16 protein-coding genes are annotated in these 19,557 nt (G+C 62.2%); 6 read left to right on the forward strand and 10 right to left on the reverse strand.

Annotated elements, in window-relative coordinates:
* Nucleotides 1-61 precede the first annotated feature (61 nt).
* Nucleotides 62-3,349, forward strand: coding sequence for a GH36-type glycosyl hydrolase domain-containing protein (locus FFM53_RS30460; protein ID WP_138389605.1), 3,288 nt, complete (start codon nucleotides 62-64; stop codon nucleotides 3,347-3,349).
* 27 nt (nucleotides 3,350-3,376) lie between these two features.
* On the opposite strand, the gene FFM53_RS30465 is transcribed toward FFM53_RS30460, so the two are convergent.
* The 3 genes from FFM53_RS30465 to kduI form a co-directional block, all read right to left on the reverse strand.
* Nucleotides 3,377-4,117 (reverse strand): FadR/GntR family transcriptional regulator, encoded by a 741-nt coding sequence (locus tag FFM53_RS30465; protein ID WP_138389604.1) that lies wholly within the window; start codon nucleotides 4,115-4,117, stop codon nucleotides 3,377-3,379.
* Nucleotides 4,118-4,336: 219 nt separating this feature from the next.
* Nucleotides 4,337-5,101, reverse strand: a complete 765-nt coding sequence (gene kduD, locus FFM53_RS30470; protein ID WP_017957689.1) for a 2-dehydro-3-deoxy-D-gluconate 5-dehydrogenase KduD — start codon at nucleotides 5,099-5,101, stop codon at nucleotides 4,337-4,339.
* Nucleotides 5,098-5,934, reverse strand: a complete 837-nt coding sequence (gene kduI, locus FFM53_RS30475) for a 5-dehydro-4-deoxy-D-glucuronate isomerase (protein ID WP_138389603.1) — start codon at nucleotides 5,932-5,934, stop codon at nucleotides 5,098-5,100. Before kduI ends, kduD begins: the two co-directional genes overlap by 4 nt.
* Nucleotides 5,935-6,146: 212 nt before the next feature.
* On the opposite strand from kduI, the gene FFM53_RS30480 reads away from it, so the two are divergent.
* On the forward strand, nucleotides 6,147-6,410 hold the full coding sequence (locus tag FFM53_RS30480; RefSeq protein ID WP_138389602.1) for a hypothetical protein: 264 nt from the start codon (nucleotides 6,147-6,149) through the stop codon (nucleotides 6,408-6,410).
* A gap of 151 nt (nucleotides 6,411-6,561) precedes the next feature.
* Here the strand turns inward: FFM53_RS30480 and FFM53_RS30485 are convergent, their stop codons facing one another.
* The 6 genes from FFM53_RS30485 to FFM53_RS30510 form a co-directional block, all read right to left on the reverse strand.
* Nucleotides 6,562-6,708 carry a DUF1127 domain-containing protein gene (locus FFM53_RS30485; protein ID WP_003548073.1) on the reverse strand — a complete coding sequence of 49 codons (147 nt, stop codon included), beginning with the start codon at nucleotides 6,706-6,708 and terminating at the stop codon, nucleotides 6,562-6,564.
* Nucleotides 6,709-6,891: 183 nt separating this feature from the next.
* Nucleotides 6,892-7,872 carry a 3'-5' exonuclease gene (locus tag FFM53_RS30490; RefSeq protein ID WP_138389601.1) on the reverse strand — a complete coding sequence of 327 codons (981 nt, stop codon included), beginning with the start codon at nucleotides 7,870-7,872 and terminating at the stop codon, nucleotides 6,892-6,894.
* A 92-nt stretch (nucleotides 7,873-7,964) separates the two neighbouring features.
* Complete coding sequence (locus FFM53_RS30495; protein ID WP_138389600.1) at nucleotides 7,965-9,344, reverse strand: sensor histidine kinase; 1,380 nt, start codon at nucleotides 9,342-9,344, stop codon at nucleotides 7,965-7,967.
* Nucleotides 9,341-10,015 (reverse strand): response regulator transcription factor, encoded by a 675-nt coding sequence (locus FFM53_RS30500; RefSeq protein ID WP_138389599.1) that lies wholly within the window; start codon nucleotides 10,013-10,015, stop codon nucleotides 9,341-9,343. Before FFM53_RS30500 ends, FFM53_RS30495 begins: the two co-directional genes overlap by 4 nt.
* A 143-nt stretch (nucleotides 10,016-10,158) precedes the next feature.
* Complete coding sequence (locus FFM53_RS30505) at nucleotides 10,159-10,758, reverse strand: class I SAM-dependent methyltransferase (protein WP_138389598.1); 600 nt, start codon at nucleotides 10,756-10,758, stop codon at nucleotides 10,159-10,161.
* 86 nt (nucleotides 10,759-10,844) lie between these two features.
* Nucleotides 10,845-11,735 carry a haloalkane dehalogenase gene (locus tag FFM53_RS30510; RefSeq protein WP_138389597.1) on the reverse strand — a complete coding sequence of 297 codons (891 nt, stop codon included), beginning with the start codon at nucleotides 11,733-11,735 and terminating at the stop codon, nucleotides 10,845-10,847.
* A 90-nt stretch (nucleotides 11,736-11,825) separates the two neighbouring features.
* On the opposite strand from FFM53_RS30510, the gene FFM53_RS30515 reads away from it, so the two are divergent.
* The 3 genes from FFM53_RS30515 to FFM53_RS30525 all read left to right on the forward strand — a co-directional run bounded on the left by FFM53_RS30515 (nucleotide 11,826) and on the right by FFM53_RS30525 (nucleotide 14,844).
* Nucleotides 11,826-12,248 carry a MarR family winged helix-turn-helix transcriptional regulator gene (locus FFM53_RS30515; RefSeq protein ID WP_138389596.1) on the forward strand — a complete coding sequence of 141 codons (423 nt, stop codon included), beginning with the start codon at nucleotides 11,826-11,828 and terminating at the stop codon, nucleotides 12,246-12,248.
* 63 nt (nucleotides 12,249-12,311) lie between these two features.
* Nucleotides 12,312-13,574 (forward strand): flavin monoamine oxidase family protein, encoded by a 1,263-nt coding sequence (locus FFM53_RS30520; RefSeq protein WP_138389595.1) that lies wholly within the window; start codon nucleotides 12,312-12,314, stop codon nucleotides 13,572-13,574.
* A gap of 238 nt (nucleotides 13,575-13,812) precedes the next feature.
* Nucleotides 13,813-14,844, forward strand: a complete 1,032-nt coding sequence (locus FFM53_RS30525) for an aldo/keto reductase (RefSeq protein WP_138389594.1) — start codon at nucleotides 13,813-13,815, stop codon at nucleotides 14,842-14,844.
* 109 nt (nucleotides 14,845-14,953) lie between these two features.
* On the opposite strand, the gene FFM53_RS30530 is transcribed toward FFM53_RS30525, so the two are convergent.
* Entirely contained in the window at nucleotides 14,954-16,738 is a 1,785-nt protein-coding gene (locus FFM53_RS30530) for a trimethylamine N-oxide permease (protein WP_138389593.1), read from the reverse strand.
* Nucleotides 16,739-16,988: 250 nt separating this feature from the next.
* Here FFM53_RS30530 and FFM53_RS30535 point away from each other — a divergent pair, with 250 nt between their 5' ends.
* Complete coding sequence (locus tag FFM53_RS30535) at nucleotides 16,989-19,358, forward strand: trimethylamine N-oxide demethylase (RefSeq protein ID WP_138389592.1); 2,370 nt, start codon at nucleotides 16,989-16,991, stop codon at nucleotides 19,356-19,358.
* Nucleotides 19,359-19,557: the final 199 nt, after the last annotated feature.

The following is a 19,557-nucleotide window of genomic DNA, read 5'->3' on the forward strand; positions in this document are numbered from 1 at the left end:
TTCTCTCAACCATTTTGCGTCATCCTCCAGTTCCCTTCTGAAGCCAATCGACGAGATCTCAATGGCCACGGACCTTGACCGCAGTTTTCAAATGCCCCGACGCGACGAGCTTGGCCTCTTCACGATTAGCAACGGTTCCGGCCTGTCGATATCGGCCTTGCCGAACGGCACCCTGTTTGCCATCGAATACGCCGACGACAAGGGATCGGTGCAGATCAACCAGATCCAGGGCTCGCCGCTCGCCGGCGGCGTCGGTCGCCTTTATCTGCGCATCGGCGGGGCCGCGCCCGAGGTGGTGGAGCTTGTCGGGCCTCGCGCTAACGGCAGCTTCGGGCACGATGCGACGAGCCTCTCCTGGAGCGGCAAGAGAGGCAATATCGGCTACAATGTCCGCCTCGCGCTTCATCCCTCCGAAACGGCCTGGTTCTGGCGTGCCTCCATCCGGCATCTGAAGGATGGGACGCTGCCGGTCGATCTGGTGCTGATCCAGGACGTCGGTCTCGGCGATCGCGGCTTCCTGATGAACAGCGAAGCCTATGCATCGCAATATGTCGATCATCATATCGCCGATCACGAGACATTCGGCCCTGTCGTGATGAACCGGCAAAATCTCAAGCAGTCGGGCGCCCGCAACCCCTGGCTCGCGCAGGGCTGCCTCGATGGCGCGGCTGCCTATGCCACCGATGCGATCCAGCTGGTGCAGGCGAGTGACCGTCTCGGCGACCTGCTGGTCGGCCCCTTCGGCACCAACCTGCCGAGCAAACGGCGGCAGCAGGAGACGGCATGTCCCGCCATTCAGTCGAAATCGCTCTCCGTGCCGGCGACCGGCGCGACCGCGACCTTCTTTGCCGTGTTCGCCGCTGATCATCCCGAGGCGTCGAGCGATGCCGACCTTTCACGGCTTGACGAGCTCGCGGCCACAGACAGTGCGGTCTCCGATATCGAGGAGGCCACGCCGGTCCGCAGCCTGCTGCAGGATGCGGCCCTGCTGAAGGCCGAGGCGCTGGATAAAAAGGCGATCGGCAAGCTCTATCCGGAGCGGAGCCTGGAAGAGCGCGTCGACGGAAAGCTTCTTTCGTTTTTCGTGCCGGACGGCGTTCTGAACCGTCATGTGGTCCTGCGCGACAAGGAGTTGATGGTGGCGCGCCGTCACGGTGCCATCGTCCGCAGCGGCCAGAATATGCTGCTCGATGATGCGACGCTTGCCGCGACCTGTTGGATGCAAGGCATTTTCGCCGCCCAGTTGACGATCGGCAATACGTCTTTCCACAAGCTCTTTTCCGTCTCCCGAGACCCCTACAATCTGACCCGCGCCAGCGGGCTGCGCATCATGGCGGATGTCGGCGCCGGCTGGCAGCTACTGGCGGTGCCGTCGGCTTTCGAAATGGGGCTCAGCGATTGTCGCTGGATCTATCGCCTCCCCGAACGCACGATCATCGTATCGGCGGTCGCCTCCGGCGAGGATGCAGCGATGCAGTGGACCGTCTCCGTCGAAGGCGAGCGGTGCCGCTTCCTGGTGTTCGGCCACGTCGTGCTTGGCGAGCGAGAATATGATGCGGGCGGGCAGATCGAATTCGATACGTCAGCCAAACGCATCCTTTTCCGGCCGGACCCGGCCTGGCTCTGGGGCGAGCGTTATCCCGATGCCGGCTATTGGCTGGTGAGCTCGACGCCCGATGCGATCGAGGAGATCGGTGGCGACGAACTGCTCTATAGCGACGGGGTAACACGCAACGGCGCCTTCGTGGCGCTCCGATCCCTGATGACGCAGGCGCTCTCTTTCGCCGTCGTCGGCTCGATGACCGATGCGGCGGAAGCCGAGCGCCTGGCGCAACGTTACGAGGCCGGCATCACCCATGAAGCCATGCTTGCACCGGCATCAACATTCTGGCGGAACACCGTGCGCGGCGTGACGATCGTCGGCACGTCGCCTGATCTTGCCGCGCAGACGGCCCTGCTGCCCTGGCTTGCGCATGATGCGATCGTGCATCTGAGCGTACCGCACGGCCTCGAGCAATATACCGGTGCTGCCTGGGGCACACGCGACGCCTGCCAGGGGCCGATCGAATTCCTGCTCGCCTACGAGCATGACCGGGAGGCCAAGGAAGTGCTGAAAACCGTCTTCAGCGAACAATACCTGGAAAAGGGAGACTGGCCGCAATGGTTCATGCTGGAGCCCTATGCCAACATCCGGGCGGGCGATAGTCACGGCGACATCGTCGTCTGGCCGCTAAAGGCGCTCTGCGATTACATCGAAGCGACCGGCGATCTCGCCATCCTCCACGAGAAAGTCTCCTGGCGCGACGAAAAGACGATGGCCCGGGCGCCGGAGCTCGACACCATCGCGATCCATGTCGAGAAGCTGCTCGAGACCGTTCGCGAAGCTTTCATCCCGGGAACACATCTGATCCGCTATGGCGAGGGAGACTGGAACGATTCCCTGCAACCGGCCGATCCGCATCTGCGCGACTGGATGGTCAGCAGCTGGACCGTTGCCCTGCTCTATGAGCAGATCGTCCGTTATTCGGCGATCCTGCGCCGCCTCGGCCATGGCGGCAAGGCCAAGGGCTTGAGGAAGATCGCAACGGCGATGCGCCGGGATTTCAACCGCCATCTCGTGCGCGATGGCGTCGTTGCCGGCTACGGTATCTTCGATCCCAGCCATGACGGCGTCGAATTGCTGCTGCATCCGAGCGACCGGCGCACCGGGCTGCATTTCTCGCTGATCTCGATGACGCAGGCGATGCTCGGCGGCCTCTTCACGCCGGTTCAGAGGCGCGTTCATATGAAGCTCATCGAGGAGCATCTGCTCTTTCCCGACGGCGTGCGGCTGATGGAAAAGCCGGCGACCTATGCCGGCGGGCCTGAGACGCTGTTTCGCCGCGCCGAATCCTCCTCCTTCTTCGGCCGGGAGATCGGGCTCATGTATGTCCATGCGCATCTGCGCTACTGCGAAACGTTGGCGCTGGAGGCAGAAGTGGACGAACTCTGGAAGGCGATCGCCGTCGTCAATCCGATTTCTGTCACCACGGCGCTGCCACATGCTTCGCTGCGCCAGCGCAATACCTATTTCAGCAGCAGCGATGCGGCTTTTCACGATCGTTATCAGGCAACGGCGGAATGGGAGCGCGTCAAGGCGGGAGAGATGGCCGTCGACGGCGGATGGCGGATCTATTCAAGTGGCCCGGGGCTCTACACCAGGAGCTTCGTCGAAAATATCCTCGGCTTCAAACGGCGCTTCGGCCGGCGCAAACGCAAACCCCTTCTGCCCGCGATCCACGCCTCAGCCGATCTGCAAACGGATCACGCCGCCTGGCGGCGGCTGATGAAGCCGAAGCCTGAGGTGTGAAGTGGGCGGGTGCCATGCACTGCGGCATTATGCGGTAGCGTCGCGCAGCTCCTCGAAGCGTGCGGCGCTTTTCGACAGGTGGCTTCGGATGGCGCGACGGGCGGCGGATTCGTCGCGGTCGCGGATCGCCGCGAATATGGCATGGTGTTCCCTGCGCATACGCGCCGCATGGCGCTTGCGCTCGGCGGATGTCATCTTGTCCAAGCGCGCCCATTGCCGCGGCACCATGATGTTGCCGAACGTGTCGAAGAGGCGGCCGTAATAGGAGTTTTGCGTCGCGACCAGAATGGATCTGTGGAAGGCATAATCCTCTTGCGCGCCGTATCCACCCTCCTCGAGCGCCTTGTCGAGGGCGTCGAGACGATCCTGCATGCGCTCGATATCTTCCTGCGTGCGCCGCATCGCGGCAAGACCGGCGGCTTCGTATTCGACCCCCATGCGCAGCTCCAGCACGCGCAAAACCTCGTCGATCGACTGCAGGTCGTTGGGAATGATGGAGAAGGATCTGGGCGTCGGATCGTTCGAGACGAAAGCCCCAAGGCCTTGCCGCGTGGTGATCAGCCCCTTCGCGCGCAGCGCGGCGAGCGCTTCGCGGACGATCGTCCGGCTGACGCCGGTTGCCGTCATGATCGCCTGTTCGGTCGGCAGGCGTTGGCCGGGCTTCAGGTCGCCGGACTCGATTTGTGCCGTCAACATATCGGCAAGGTTGCTGCGCAGGTTGGGCGCCTGCTGAATGGTGGTAAAAACCGCGTTGTCCTTATCTGCCATCCTGATTCGAAATCCCGGTGTCGAGACGGCTGCGCCGACCCGTTTCCTGTTCGCATTCCGCATCCACACCAATGCGGTGGGCAGCGGTGCTAAAGCGCGTCGCGATCTTTCAGATTAGCTCCCCCGCTTTAGGTCTTTGTTTTTACACATGTCGTTACCACAAAACCGCATCACACTTTTGCGCGACATGTTTCAGGCCTGATCGGTTGGTGAGACCGATCAGCGCGCCAGCCAACCGCCATCGACGGGCAGCACCGTTCCATGCACGTAGTCGGATGCCGACGATGCCAGGAATACGGCCGCACCGCCGAGTTCGGACGGCGTTCCCCAGCGCCCGGCCGGGATGCGGGCAAGGATGGCGGCATTGCGGTCGGCATCCTCGCGCAGCGCCGTGGTGTTGTTGGTCACGAAGTAACCCGGCGCAATGGCGTTGACGTTGACGCCCTTGCCGGCCCATTCGCAGGCCAGCAGCTTGGTCAGTCCGGCAAGCCCACTTTTTGAGGCGGTATAAGACGGGATGCGGATGCCGCCCTGGAAGGAGAGCAGCGAGGCGATGTTGATAATCTTGCCCCTGCCCTTGTCGACCATGTGGCGGCCGGCCGCCTGCGACAGGAAGAAGGCGGTCTTCAGATTGACGTCGATCACCGCGTCCCAGTCTTCCTCGGTGAAGTCGAGCGCATCGGCGCGGCGGATGATGCCGGCATTGTTGACGAGGATGTCGAGGCCGCCGAAGGTCTGGATGGTCTCAGTGACGATCCCCTTGACCGGTTCGATGCTGGCGAGATCGGCCTTGACGACATGGAAGCGGCTTCCCGCCTCCTTCACCAGTGCCTCGGTTTCGTCCATCGAGGAGCGTCCGACGGCGACGATCGACGCACCGGCCTGCGCCAACGCGGCCGCGATGGCCTGGCCGAGCCCTGTATTGGCACCGGTGACGACGGCAACCCGGCCGGAAAGGTCGAAGGGATTTGCCACGATGCTCACCTCAGATCTGCAATGGCGATATGGTCCATGTCGGTGAAGCTCTTATTGTCGCCGGCCATCGCCCAGATGAAGCTGTAGTTCCTGGTGCCGGCGCCCGAATGGATCGACCACGGCGGCGAGATGACTGCCTGTTCGTTGGCGACAAGCATATGCCGGGTCTGCTGCGGCTCGCCCATGAAGTGGAAGACACGCTGCTCCGCTTCCAGATCGAAATAGAGATAGGCTTCCATGCGGCGGTCATGCGTATGGGCAGGCATGGTGTTCCAGACGCTGCCCGGCTCGATCATGGTGAAGCCCAGTGTGAGTTGGCACGACTGGCAGACATCAGGATGGATGAACTGGTAGATCGACCGCTTGTTGGCCGTCGCGGCTTCGCCCGGCGTCAGGTGACGGGCCTTTTCGCGGGTGAGCAATACGGTCGGGTGCGTTTGATGCGCTGGCGTCGAGACCAGATAGAACTTTGCCGGATTGGCGGCATCCGCGCTCTCGAACCTGATGTCCTTGGCACCCTTGCCGACATAGAGGCAATCATATTTGGCAAGATCGTAGTTCGTGCCGTCGACGATGATGCGGCCGGCACCGCCGATGTTCAGGGCGCCGAGTTCACGCTCGGCAAGGAAGGTTTCCTGTCCGATCGCCGTCGGCGCCGTCAGCGTCAGCCCCGGGCCGAGTGGCGTCGCGCCGCCGATGACCATCCGGTCGTAATGCGAATATGTGAGCCGGATCTCTCCGCTCGCGAAGACGGTTTCCACCAGAAAGTGACGCCGCAGCGTCTCCGTGTCGAAATCACGCACGGCCTCGGGATGGGAGGCGTGCCTCACGTCGATCTGCATGTCAATTTTCCTTCCGCTTCATTGTCGCTACGGGTCGTCGCTGTTGCGGAAGCCGATCTTGTCCGGCGTGTTCCGCTGCGGCGGTATCCATCCGGTTACATAGTTGTACGACAAGTTTGGTGTCAACAGGTTTGTCGGTGCTTGCTTGAGCAGACGCAAGGCCCGCAAGAGCACGAAAGAAAATCTGGGAATAGACAGGAGAATTTCTGGAAATGATGACGCCATCATCCAAGCAATGGATCGCAAGCGGCTGTTCTTGGCGCGATCCAGCGGTGCTATCGGCCAAAACGAAAAAGCCTGCCGCGGGAGGAGGTGCGGCAGGCTTTCGTAAAAAACCGAACGACAGCTGGGAGGAGGAGTGCTGTCATTCCACAGACGACCCTGGGAGGAGGATGGGGCGCCTGTACATCGAAGGGATGCGGGAGGAGGTGCATCGCTTCGATAGAAATAATCATACTTATTTTTTGCTCAGTTGATAGGCACTTCTTTGCAGGGCAGCTATGCGTTATGCGAAAAGCGGGAGGCTCGATCACGTGGTCCATCTGCCGGAAGCACAAAAGCAAAGCGCCCGCTCGGGAGGAAGCAGGCGCTGGCATAGTCTTTGAAGATGCTTGATCTAAGCTGCCGTTAGCGGGCGATGGCTGCGCGGGCGACGTTGCGGATTTCGCTGCGGCCGATGCCGAGGTCGTCCAGTTCGCGTGCGGACATACGACCCAGTTCAGCGACCGTCTGACGGTACTTGCGCCAGTTATTGAAAGAGCGTGCTACGTTCATGATGATCCCCTTTCGTGGGCTTTCGAAGCTTAGCTGCCAGTCCTTGGCGCTTCGTTCGCTTCGATGAGCTGTATATAGTATGGGACATCTGATTATTGCAGCGCCAATGCATCACTGCACCTATGCGGCGATTGCATGGGTCGCCATATCTTGCAGCGGATCAGGATCCGAACCGCTTCGCGATCAGAGTTTGAAACGATCGAAGGCCGTCAGCCGCACGATCGGCGGCTCCGCCTCGGCCCAGCGGTAAATATCCGAGCGCAGATAGGAAAGTTCGTCGCCGAGATCCTCTTCGCCGACTTCGATCCACCAGGACTTCAAGCGGCCGTCGCTGCCGTCCGACCAGCGGTAACCCCTCGCCTTCAGATGATCCTTCATCTCGAACGGGCTGTGTTCGGCAAAGATACGGATGCGCGAGCGCTGGCTGGCGCGGTAAAGCTCGGTGAACGGGCTTTCACCGTTGCGCTGCTCTCGATCGAGGATTTCCAGGAGTGCGTGGCAGTCGTCCACGGCGCGATGGCCTTCGTGGAAATATCCGGCCTGGCCGACGAGATAACCGAGCTTCGTACCCTCGAAGCCGCGGGCGCTCCAATCGATCTCCGAAACGGAGCATGCCCAGGCTTTGCCGGTGAAAATCTTCGAGAAGGCCTCGCAGAACGGCCGGTCGAAACCGGCATTGTGGGCAATGATCAGATCCGCCGGCTCGATCAGAGTTCTCAGCGATTGGATATCGATGAGCTGTCCTTCGACCATCGCATCGGTGATACCAGTCAGGCGGGTGATGTCCGGCGGGATCGGCCGGGACGGCTGTTGCAGGCCGCCGTAAATGCCGACGATATCGCCGATTGCGCCGTCATCGTCGAAGGTAAAGGCGACGGCGCCGATTTCGATGATCTCGTCGCTGCGGTGGTTGAGACCTGTGGTCTCGGTATCGAGAATGACGCCGAGCCGCGAAAACCCCGGCTGTCTGACTGACGCAATCGGCCGGGCGGCCAGTTTTCTCAAGATGCGATAGTTGCCGCTCTCTTCGAGCGCCCGCGCCATGTCTTCATCGGAGTGAACGACCGGCTGCGATGGCCGCCGGTGCGATGGACCGCGTGCCTTGGCAATCGCGGGCGATGCCTTGGCAAACATGTCGAGTTGCGAATCTCTGTGCACGCTCATCGAATCTATATGTCACGGAGACGCGATTTAATCCATCGCACGACAGCACCGCGCGCCTTTCGAAAGGCGCAAGGACGCTGTAGCACCTTAAATTATGCAGTAGCCAGGCGCGGCGGCGTGTCAGCGTCTGCGGTTTTGTCCGGCGGGAAGCTCAGCCGGCAGATCGCCCCGGGGCTGCGGTTGTCGATCGTCACCTCGCCGCCGTGCAAACGCAGGATATCGCGAACGAGATTGAGGCCGAGGCCGGCACCGCGTCCGTCGTGATGGCGCTTGAAGAATGGTTCGAATATGCGATCCCGCATATCGACGGGGATGCCCGGTCCCTCGTCCCTGACTTCGATCCAGTTGCAGCCTGAAGTCAGCGAGATGGTACCTTTCCTGCCGCCGTGGTTGATCGCGTTCTGCAGGATGTTCATCAGGGCGCGCTGCAACGCCAGAGGATCGCCCTCGATCTCGCCGGCGCCGTCGACATCGAACTGCACCGTATAACCGGCGGCAAAGGCCAGCGGCGCCATCTCGATGATGACCTTCCTTGCCAGCTGGCCGAGATCGACCTTGCAGAACTGGACCTTGCCCTGTTTCAGTCGCTGAAGATCGAGCATCTGCTCGGTGAGAACGGCGAGCCTGGCGGCATCTTCCAAGAGGTCGGTCTTGATCGAACTGTGCGGCAGCGATCCAATTCTGGTATTCAGAATGGCGATCGGCGTGCGCAGCTCATGGGCGGCATCGGTCAGAAACCGTTCCTGCCTCTCATAACCCTCGTCGAGACGGCCGAGCGCGCGGTTGACGGCATGCACCAACGGCGCGATCTCTTCGGGAATATCGTTTTCCGACAGCCGGCCGCCACGCTGGTCGATATCGATCGTATCGGCCTGGAGCGCGGCCTGGTCGATCCCGACCAGCGACCTTCGCACGACAAGCGGCGTCGCGATCAACGCACCCAACGCCATCACTGCGACGATAGGAATAACAATTTTCGCAAGGACCAGCGAAAGCTTGAGCAGGATGAAGGTGGAGGAGTTGGGGCCGTCGGTGCCCGTCAGAAACTGCACCTGTCCCCAATCCGTCGCAATCCACTTCATCCGGGCAGCCGGACGGTCGTGGTCGCCGAGATTCGAGCCGAACTTGGCCTGGCCGACATGATCGAGCGTGTTGCCGATTGCGGCATATTCTTCCGGAATCCGGCCCTCGGTTAAAACATGTCCCTGCATGTCGCGAATAGTGTACCAGAGATCGGGCGCGTCTTTGCGCAGCTGTCGTAAATCCTCGGTCTCCCTCAGGCTCAACTCTCCGGTGGGCTGGCGGAAGACAGCCTGGCGCAGGATCTCGATCGTGCCCTCCGTCGACCTGAATTCGGATATCTTGCCAACCGAAATCAGCACGATCATCACCAGGATGAGCACGACCGATTGCACGGCAAGAAGCCGCCAGAACAGGCGCTTGCGCAGCGAATAGGAGCATCGTTTGCTCATGATGCTTCACGCAGGAGATAACCCACGCCCCGGATTACGTTGATGACCACGCCTGCTTGCGATGCTGCCAGCTTGCGCCGCAACCGCGATATGTGGGAATCGAGCGCGTTCGACTGGATCTCGTCGTCGAAGCCGAAGACCGCTTCCATCAAGGCCGGTCTCGGCACCATGCGACCGGCACGGCGCATGAGGCATTCGAGCACCAGCGCCTCCCGGCGCGGCATTTCCAGACGCAGGCCGGAGACGATGATGTCGCAATAGGTCGGATCGAACGAAAGACGGCCGATCGAGATCAGCGCCGGGCGCAAGGTTTCGGAGCGGCGCATCACGGCGCGCAGCCGCGCCAGAAGTTCGTCGAAGACGAAGGGCTTGGCGAGGTAATCGTCGGCGCCGGTCTCAAGCCCGGTGATCCTGTCTGGAACCTCTCCCTTGGCGGTGATGACGATGATCGGCAGCGTCAGCCCCTTCTTGCGGATCTTCGGAATGAGTTCGAGGCCATCGCCGTCGGGTAGTTGCCGATCCAGAAGGACGGCGTCGTAGGCGCCGTCGCCGATCACCAGCTCTGCGTCGCCTAGGGTCGAAACGTGGTCCATCACCATGTCGTGCCTGGTGAGCGCCCCCCGGAGCGCCACGGCCATTTGAGGTTCATCCTCGATCAGTAATATGCGCATCTCACATTCCTGTCGTGGGGCCTATCGGAGGCCACTATCGGGGGTCCATAGGTGGAAACCATATCACCCTCGAGCAAGTCTGCGATGCCTGTTGCGCATCGAACGCCGGATTGCCGCCTCGTAGCGAAGGATTATATCCGCCATCATGCGCGGCGTTGCTCGATCAATATCATTGGCTGGTACCTGCGGCTGATCCGGTAGACGGCGGCCGGCGGGAGATTGCGCAACGTCCAGCCGATCCTCGTGGCGACAAGGCCGAGGGAGTCGAGGATTTCGACGGGCACCGGGCATTTCGGCCCGTAGGTGAACTGATAGAAGGCACCGTATGGCCTGAGATTGGAAAAGCAGCCCTCGAGGAGCGCCCGCACATCGTCGGGCCGCATGGCAAGAAGCGGAAGCCCGCTGACGACGCCGCCGAAGAAGCTTCCGGAAAGCGCCGTCTTCCATATCTGCCGGACGTCCAGCCGCAGCACCCTGGCATCGGGAAAGCGGCCTTGAAGCAGCGTGGCGAAATCCCGCTCGTATTCGACCAGCGTCAGATCGCGCTCTGCAATGCCGCGTTCCAAAAGGGCTGCGGTGAAAACACCGGTGCCCGGGCCGAGCTCGAGGACCGGCCCGGTCAGCGCAGAAATTTCCTTGGTCATCAGGCGCGCAAGGCGGGGACCTGACGGCGTGATCGAGGCGATGCGCAGCGGCGCGCGAAGCCAGGCGAGAAGAAAGCGTCGTCGATCGAAACGTGGCATGGGACCTTCACATTGGCAGATTGATCCCAGCTATGAACCCGCCCAACATTGCAACAGTCTGTCAAATCGCCGCCCGAGGCAGTTCTTCATGCCGGGAACGAGACCTTCCGGTGCGCTGTTCTGAGCCCCTTTCGGTCGATCCAGCTTTTGATTTCGGCGGCAATCGCCTCGGGCTGGTCCTCGGGGGCAATGTGGCGCGCCGGCCCGCAAGCTTTTATCTCCAGGCCTGCGATGCTGTCGCGACACCACGAAATCATCTCGCTGCCGATCAACAGCGTTTCGGAAGGCCCGTCGAAGGTCAGCAGCAGCTTGGGAGTCTCAGGACTGGCGGAAAGCCAGCGGTCATAGGCCTCGATCCTGGCAACCACATCGGCCGGCTCGCCATTGATCGGCATGGCGCGCGGCCATTCCAGCAGCGGGCGCCGGCTGTTACGGTCCGGATAGGGTGCGCGGTAGACATCCCAGTCGAAATCGCTGAGCCCTTTCAGCGTGGTCGCGCGCAAGGCCTGTTCGATGAAGAAATTTTCGTCGAGGACCTTGGCCTCGCCGGTTCCGGCACCCCGCAACAGTTCATAACGCGCCTTTCCACCGCCCGGCAGATCCTCCCAGCTCATCGGCCGCAGAATGGTTTCCATGAAGACGATCCCGCGCACCCGCTCGGCGTCGCGCGAGGCCCAGTCGAATGCCAGCGCGCCGCCCCAGTCGTGGCCGACGAGCACGACGTCGTCGAGGTCAAGCGCATCGAACCAGCCGTCGAGATAGGCGATGTGATCGCCATAGCGATAGCCGATATCGGGTTTGCCGGAGCGTCCCATGCCGATGAGATCGGGCGCCAGGCAGCGGCCGGGCCCGATGCCGGGCATGATGTTCCGCCAGAGATGCGATGAGGTGGGATTGCCGTGAAGGAAGACGATCGGGTCGCCCTCCCCCAGCTCCTCGTAGGAGATGAACGAGGTGAGGATATCGATGGTCGGCATATGGAGCTCCACGCTTTCGTGCTATATAGGCAGGCGACTGTCCATTTATCACATAGACAGGTAACTGTCTATGTTACTGCGTGAGGTTTCATGTCGTCGTCTTCCCTTGGCCTGTTGTTGCGTCTGGTCCATCAGCATTGGACACAGGCCGTCGAAGCGGCACTCGATGAGGCCGGCTATGGCGATATCCGCCCGCCGCATGCCAATGTCTTCACTTTCGCGCGGCCGCAGGGCATCCAGGTCAGTGAGCTGACCAAGCTCGCCCGTGTTCGCAAGCAGACGATGACGCAGGCCGTGGAAGAACTCGAGCGCTTGGGTTATGTCGAGCGCCGGCCCGATCCGAATGACCGGCGCGGCCGGCTGGTGTTTCTGACGGAAAAAGGCCAAGGGGTCAGGCCGATAGCGATGGCGGCAGGCCGGCGCGTCGATGAAAGCTGGGCGGCCTTGACCAGCCAGCAGCAGATGGATGATTTGCGCACCGCACTCCGGCGGCTGCTGGAGCAGCTGCAATAGCAAGGCGGGTTGGCATGAGAGCGACCCTTTCCACTTAACCGTCGCGCGACCAAAGGAGAATGCATGCCTGGTGACAACAGCAAAGGTGCCGACGAGGATGTCGTTATCATCGGCGCCGGCGCCGCCGGCATTGCCGCCGCCCGTCACCTGCAGGCAATCCGCCCGGATCTTTCCATCCTCCTGCTTGAAGCCGGCGATCGTCTCGGCGGTCGCGCTTGGACGGCCGGCTTGCCTGAAGCTGCCGATATCGGGCTCGATCTCGGCTGCGGCTGGCTGCATGGCGCGCGGACCAATGCCTGGACTGCGATCGCCGGCGAGGTCGGACTGACGGTCGACCACACGCCTGCGCCCTGGAACGATGGCGGACGGCGGCTTCAGCGGGATGACGCGGAGGCGCGTGCGGCAAGGCAGGCGATCGGCGCCTACTTCGAGCGCCTCGAGAGCCACGAGGGGAATGATGCAGCCATGGCCGATATGCTCGAGCCCAGAAATCCCTGGAACGGCCAGATCCGGGCGGTCGGCACCTATATCACCGGCGCCGAACTGGAGCGGTCGTCGGTCGTCGACTACAACAGATACGATCCCGGCCCTGGCCCTGACTGGCGGGTGCGCGAGGGTTATGGAACGCTGGTCTCGCTTTACGGCAAGCCGGTTCGGGCAAGGCTCGGCACCGAGGTCACGCGCATCGACCATCGTCATGCCGGCCACGTCGGCGTCGAGACGAACCAGGGTGTGCTCAGTGCCCGCGCGGTGCTGGTGACCGTTTCCACGAATGTGCTTGCCGCCGGCAAGATCGCCTTCGACCCGCCTTTGCCCGACAAGATCGAGGCGGCAGCCCGTTTACCTCTAGGGCTCGCCGACAAGCTGTTCTTGAGGCTCGCAAATCAGGAGGCGCTGCCGGCGGATACGCATATGTTGGGCTCTACCCGTCGCGGCGCGACCGGCACCTATCAGCTCAGGCCGTTTGGCGCTCCCGTCGTCGAGGCCTATTTCGCTGGCGACCTTGCGCATGATCTGGAGGGGCAAGGCAGAGAGGCTGCCTTCTCCTTCGCTGGAGATGAACTGGCGGCACATTTTGGCGCGGACATCCGCAAGGAGCTATCAGTCGCCGCAATGTCGGCTTGGGCAGCAGCGCCGCATATCGGCGGCTCCTATTCCTACGCCGAACCCGGCGCCTCCGATCAACGCGGCCGTCTCGCTGCGCCGCATGACGAGCGGATCTTCTTTGCCGGCGAAGCCTGTTCGAAGTCGCGTTATTCGACGGCGCACGGCGCCTACGAGACCGGTGTCGCCGCAGCCGATCTGATCGCCGGCTCGTTTTCGTAAAATCCGTGATCGTCGCCGGCTGCGGCGGCAGGCGGGAATATTTTTTTCTCACTTGTCGCGCGGGCGGGATTGGTTATGCTGCCCTCGCCTCTGTGCTCCCAGCTCAGGGCGCTATACGTCATCCGGCGGCAAGCGGCCGCCTCAAGCACAATATTGTCATTGTCATTGATTGCAGGAGCCCCGGCTTCTACCCCGACGTTTGCACGTCGGCTGCGGGTATCCGCATGAGGAGGAAGAAATGGATTATCGCAAGCTCGGTCCCAGCGGGACCGTCGTCACCGCCTATTGCCTCGGCACCATGACCTTCGGCGCGGAGGCCGATGAGGCCGCCTCGCACAAGCTGCTCGACGATTATTTCGCCTGGGGCGGCAATTTCATCGATACCGCCGATGTCTATAGCGCCGGCAAGTCGGAAGAGATCATCGGACGCTGGCTGAAGGCGCGCCCGACCGAGGCCCGCCAGGCGATCGTCGCCACCAAGGGGCGCTTTCCGATGGGCAACGGACCCAACGATATCGGCCTGTCGCGCCGGCATCTTGGCCAGGCTCTCGACGATTCGCTCCGCCGCCTCGGCCTCGAGCAGATCGACCTCTACCAGATGCATGCCTGGGACGCGCTGACGCCGATCGAGGAAACGCTGCGTTTCCTCGACGATGCGGTTACCTCCGGCAAGATCGGCTATTACGGCTTCTCCAATTATGTCGGCTGGCACATCGCCAAGGCCTCGGAGATCGCCAAGGCGCGCGGCTATACCCGCCCTGTGACGCTGCAGCCGCAATATAACCTGCTGGTGCGCGACATCGAGCTCGAGATCGTCGCTGCCTGTCAGGATGCCGGCATGGGTCTGTTGCCGTGGTCGCCGCTCGGCGGCGGCTGGCTGACCGGCAAGTACAAGCGCGACGAGATGCCGACGGGCGCCACCCGCCTCGGCGAAAACCCCAATCGCGGCGGCGAGTCCTATGCGCCGCGCAATGCGATGGAGAGAACCTGGGCGATCATCGCTGTCGTCGAGGAGATCGCCAAGGCGCATGGCGTCAGCATGGCGCAGGTGGCGCTCGCCTGGACGGCGGCGCAGCCGGCAATCACGTCCGTGATCCTCGGCGCCCGCACGCCGGAACAGCTCGCCGACAATCTCGGTGCCATGAAGCTCAAACTCTCCGACGACGAGATGGCGCGGTTGAACGAGGTGAGTGCGCCCCAGCCTTTCGACTATCCCTACGGCAAAGGCGGCATCAACCAGCGCCACCGCAAGATCGAGGGCGGCCGCTGAGCCCTCCGTCTGCAACCGGCTGAGTCGTCTCGCCCGGTCTGCAACCACCAATGAAAAAGCCGCCATGTTTCCATGGCGGCTTTTCGGCCTTTCTGCTTGGGAGGCGATTTTAGGCCGGAAGCTGGAAGATGACGTTGGCGATCAGGACGATCGCCAGGCCGCCGGCGAGTGCGAGATAGGGCAGGATGCCGGCTTTCTTGACGCCCAGATCCTGGCCGACGAGGCCAAGATCCTCCATCGCGCCGGCCGGGAATTTGCCGCCGTCGCGCACATAGTGGCGATAGGCGAAGACCGGCAGGATCAGGGCGGCGAAGATGAAGCCGACCCAGAGCGCATTGGAATAACCCCAGACCTTGGCACCGGCGCCGAGAAACAGCGCGTTGACGAAGGCCAGCACGGTGTTGAGGCCGATCAGCCAGGTCGGCGCCTTCCAGGGGCGTTCGATATGGCCGGAATCCATCCGGTGGATCCAGCCGGAATTGAGGTTCAGGAAGTTGAAGATGATGTAGCCGACATTCGAGACGGCGAGCACGAAGAAGTAGCCGCCGACATCCGAGGCGATCGCCAGCAGGAAGAGATTGAAGGCAAAATCGGTCCACATCGCCCTGGTCGGCGCGCCGTGTTCGTTGACGTGGTCGAGATATTTCGGCAGCCAGCCGTCCTTCGAGCCCTGGTAGAGCGTGCGCGAGGAACCGGCCATCGCCGTCATGATGGCGAGGAAGAGCGCCATGATCATCAACACGACGAGCAGCTGGGTAACGACGCGGCCGGCGCCGATCAGGCCGCCGAGCGCTTCGGCAACACCGGTGCCATCGACGATGCCGGGGGCCAGCATGCCTGCATGGCCGAGAACGCCCTGGAAGGCGAAGGGCACGAGGAAGAAAAACAGGCAGCAGGCAAGGCCTGAATAGAAGATCGCCTTGAAGGTGTCGGTCTTCGGGTTCTTGAGTTCGCGGGTGTAGCAGACCGCCGTCTCGAAGCCGTAGGTCGACCAGGCGGCGATATAGAGGCCGCCGAGGAAGAGCGTCCAGCCGCCGTTGCTCCAGGTGCCGTCGGCCGCGGCATAGGCGGCTGTCGGCGGCACGAGGCCGGTGACGTTGGTGGCAAGGATCTGGCCGCTGACGATCGGGTAAAGGCCGATGATGAGCAGCGGCACCAGCACGATGATGGCCAGCCATTTCTGCACGCTTGCCGTCTCCGAAATGCCGCGATGCTGGATCGCGAAGATGATCAGCATCAGCATGCCGCCGATGAAGAAGGTGGCGTTGATATTGGCGGTGGCGAGGAAGGGAATGTTGAAGCTCAAGAGCGACCAGCTGCGGATCGCCGGCGTCAGAGCGGCGATCCCGTCGGTGCCGAGCAACGCCTTGACGGCGTCATCCGGCGTGGTGCCGGCATGGGCTGCGATATATTCGGCGACGCGGGGGCTGTCGGCCGTGACGGAAGCGGCATGCGCTGAGATCCAGTCGAGGACCATTTGCGAATCCGCCGCCGGAATTGGGTAGAAAGCGTTGAGGATATAACCGGCGGCGATGGCGCAGCCGAGCGACAGCACCGGCGACCAGGCAAACCAGTTGCACCAGACGGACAGCGGCGCGATGAATTTCGAGTAACGCAGCCAGGCAGTGGCGCCGTAGACTGAAGCGCCGCCGGATTTGTTGGCGAACATGCCGGCGATTTCGGCATAGGTGAAGGATTGCAGGAAACCCATCACCATCGAGATGATCCAGACGACGAAGGCGAGCTTGCCCGTCGTGCCTGCGATGCCGCCAATGGAGAAAAGAACGAGCGGCGGCACGCCCGCAGCCACCCAGAATGCGCCCTTCCAGTCGAGCGCGCGTACAAGCTTACCTTCGGTGCCGGATGCAATCCCGGCCTCCACAACGTCTGTCATCGGTGAAATTCCCCATTCTATTTGTTCCGGACGTATCTTCGTACGTCTCCCTGAACGTGTCTCCCTGACAGTCTCAAGCCCGCCCGGATGATTTTGGCGATCCGTGTTCCCGACGGATTCCCCGAGTCTCAACTCTTTATGCATAGTGAAGATATTTTCTTTTTAGTCAACATCACTTTACTTTCCCCGGGCATTTTGTAACCTGCATGGGTGGGTGTCCGAGGACGCCCGATCCTCCCATGAGGGCAGTATGCGAGAACTTCATCCTGCTATGACAGGCCTGCGGCCGGCCGCTCCGAGCCTCGTGCATTATCCCGGCATTCCCACCCTGCCGGAGGGAACCGAGCGCTATAGGACAAAGGGCGGCGGATCGGTCGTTATGCGCGTCGAGCCGGGCGATCGCGTCAGCGTCATCGACAGCGAGGGCGGTCAGCTCTGCGAGATCTCCTTTCTCGACGAGAAAGGGCGTTTCCTCGCGGCCGGTCTCGGAACGGATTTCAGCAATTCAGCCGAGGGTTTGAAAGCCATTCTTCAAGCGGAGGATGAGAGCGCTGCCCGTACGCGTGCAGCGCTTCAGCGTCGCGGCGCCGATCTTGCAACGGCCGGCGCACTCAGCATCTTCGGGGCGGGATCGATGCCTGGCAGCCGGGCGGATTTCACGATTTCCCTGAAGGGCCTGCTGATCGTCGCGGCACCCGCCAGCGCCATGTCGCCGGAGGCGCAGGATACGGCGACGCCGATCGAGATCAGGATCATGCGCAGCCTGCTGATCCGCGATTACGCTTCCGCTTTGCCGGAACCGGCCGCCGATCCCGTCGAGGATATCCGCATCCGGGCGGCGACCGCCGCGGCCTATTTCGTGCGGGCCGGCGAATTCATCCAGATCATCGACGTCTATGGACGCCAGTGCACCGATTTCCAGGCCTTCGCCGCCCGCAAGGTTGACAAGGGTCTCGACCTCGCGCTCGATTCCACCGTCACCCGCACTCTGCTCGGCCGCAGCTATCCGATGCCGGGTCTCCCCTCCAAGGCCTTCGACCGCGACTTCGAGCCACTGGTCGAAATCGTCCAGGATACGATCGGGCGCCACGATGCTTTCGCGACCGCCTGCAACTCGCGTTATTACGACGACATGGGTTATCCCGGCCACGTCAATTGCACGGATAATTTCAATGCGGTGCTGGCGCCTTACGGCATTGCCGGCCGCAAGGGCTGGGAAGCGCTGAACTATTTCTACAACACCAATATCGACCACAACAACCAGCTCTATCTCGACGAGCCCTGGTCGCGTCCCGGCGATTACGTGCTGATGCGGGCGCTGACCGATCTCGTCTGTGTCTCCTCGTCCTGCCCTGACGATATCGACGCTGCGAACGGTTGGGATCCGACGGATATCCACGTCCGCACCTTTTCCGGAAAAGAGAAATTCTCACGAGCGGTGGCCTATCGCATGACCCCAGATGCAGACGCCGAACTGACGCGCGAAACCGCCTTCCATCCCCGCCTCTCCGCCTTGACGCGGGACTATACCGAATATCGCGGCTACTGGCTGCCGAACCGCTTTTCCAGCGAAGGGCCGGTCGAGGAATACTGGGCCTGCCGCGAGCGCGCTGCCGTCATCGACCTCTCGCCCTTGCGGAAATTCGAGGTGACGGGGCCGGATGCCGAAGAGCTGCTGCAATATTGCCTGACGCGCGACGTGCGCAAACTGTCGACCGGCCAGGTTGTCTATTCCGCCATGTGCTACGAAAACGGTGGCATGATCGACGATGGCACGCTGTTCCGGCTCGGTGACAAGAACTTCCGCTGGATCGGCGGCGATGATTTCAGCGGCATCTGGTTGCGTCAGCAGGCCGAGAAAAAGGGCTTCAAGGCCTGGGTCCGCTCTTCGACCGATCAGATGCACAACATTGCCCTGCAGGGGCCGAAAAGCCGCGATATCCTCAAGGAGATCATCTGGACGGCGCCGCGCCAGCCTGATATCGGCGAGCTCGAATGGTTCCGCTTCACCGTCGGCCGTATCGGCGGCTTCGAGGGTGCCCCAATCGTCGTCTCGCGCACGGGTTATACGGGTGAGCTCGGTTACGAGATCTTCTGTCATCCGAAGGATGCGCTGACGGTGTTCGACGCCGTCTGGGAGGCGGGCCAGCCGCACGGGTTGAAGCCGATGGGGCTGGAGGCGCTCGATATGGTTCGCATCGAGGCGGGCCTGATCTTTGCCCATCACGAATTCACCGACCAGACGGACCCGTTCGAGGCCGGGATCGGCTTCACGGTGCCGCTGAAATCCAAGCAGGACGAATTCATCGGCCGCGAGGCGCTGATCCGGCGCAAGGAGCATCCGCGCCATCTGCTCGTCGGCCTCGACATCAAGGCCAACGAGGCCGTCGGCCATGGCGATTGCATCCATATCGGCCGGGGCCAGGTGGGCGTTATCACCAGCGCCACGCGCTCGCCGATCCTCGGCAAGACGATCGCGCTCGCCCGCATCGACGTGATGCATGCAAGCCCCGGCACCGAGGTCGAGATCGGTAAGCTCGACGGCCACCAGAAGCGCCTGCCGGCGACGATCGTGCCGCTTTCGCACTACGACCCGCAGAAGACGCGGCCGCGCTCGTAATGCCTGCTTTCGAGGTCGGGAGACGGCGATCGGCAGTTGATATTGCCGCCGACGCGCACGACCAGCGAGATGCAATCTAATGGCGAATTGGCGAGTCAAAAAAACTAAAAGTTGACATATCCGGCTTTGATGATTATATCTCGGTGGTCGATATTGCTTGTTTGACTTTTGTTATCGCACGCTGGCAACGTGCCCTGGA

It is taken from the genome of Rhizobium indicum (assembly GCF_005862305.2).
Classification (GTDB): Bacteria; Pseudomonadota; Alphaproteobacteria; order Rhizobiales; family Rhizobiaceae; genus Rhizobium; species Rhizobium indicum.

Excerpts from the sequence above, each read along its gene's own strand:
- FFM53_RS30460 (WP_138389605.1), top strand. The coding sequence starts at position 62 with ATGGCCACGGACCTTGACCGCAGTTTTCAAATGCCCCGACGCGACGAG.
- FFM53_RS30465 (WP_138389604.1), bottom strand. The coding sequence starts at position 4,117 with ATGGCAGATAAGGACAACGCGGTTTTTACCACCATTCAGCAGGCGCCC.
- kduI (WP_138389603.1), bottom strand. The coding sequence starts at position 5,934 with ATGCAGATCGACGTGAGGCACGCCTCCCATCCCGAGGCCGTGCGTGAT.
- FFM53_RS30480 (WP_138389602.1), top strand. The coding sequence starts at position 6,147 with ATGATGACGCCATCATCCAAGCAATGGATCGCAAGCGGCTGTTCTTGG.
- FFM53_RS30485 (WP_003548073.1), bottom strand. The coding sequence starts at position 6,708 with ATGAACGTAGCACGCTCTTTCAATAACTGGCGCAAGTACCGTCAGACG.
- FFM53_RS30490 (WP_138389601.1), bottom strand. The coding sequence starts at position 7,872 with ATGAGCGTGCACAGAGATTCGCAACTCGACATGTTTGCCAAGGCATCG.
- FFM53_RS30495 (WP_138389600.1), bottom strand. The coding sequence starts at position 9,344 with ATGAGCAAACGATGCTCCTATTCGCTGCGCAAGCGCCTGTTCTGGCGG.
- FFM53_RS30500 (WP_138389599.1), bottom strand. The coding sequence starts at position 10,015 with ATGCGCATATTACTGATCGAGGATGAACCTCAAATGGCCGTGGCGCTC.
- FFM53_RS30505 (WP_138389598.1), bottom strand. The coding sequence starts at position 10,758 with ATGCCACGTTTCGATCGACGACGCTTTCTTCTCGCCTGGCTTCGCGCG.
- FFM53_RS30510 (WP_138389597.1), bottom strand. The coding sequence starts at position 11,735 with ATGCCGACCATCGATATCCTCACCTCGTTCATCTCCTACGAGGAGCTG.
- FFM53_RS30515 (WP_138389596.1), top strand. The coding sequence starts at position 11,826 with ATGTCGTCGTCTTCCCTTGGCCTGTTGTTGCGTCTGGTCCATCAGCAT.
- FFM53_RS30520 (WP_138389595.1), top strand. The coding sequence starts at position 12,312 with ATGCCTGGTGACAACAGCAAAGGTGCCGACGAGGATGTCGTTATCATC.
- FFM53_RS30525 (WP_138389594.1), top strand. The coding sequence starts at position 13,813 with ATGGATTATCGCAAGCTCGGTCCCAGCGGGACCGTCGTCACCGCCTAT.
- FFM53_RS30530 (WP_138389593.1), bottom strand. The coding sequence starts at position 16,738 with ATGACAGACGTTGTGGAGGCCGGGATTGCATCCGGCACCGAAGGTAAG.
- FFM53_RS30535 (WP_138389592.1), top strand. The coding sequence starts at position 16,989 with ATGCGAGAACTTCATCCTGCTATGACAGGCCTGCGGCCGGCCGCTCCG.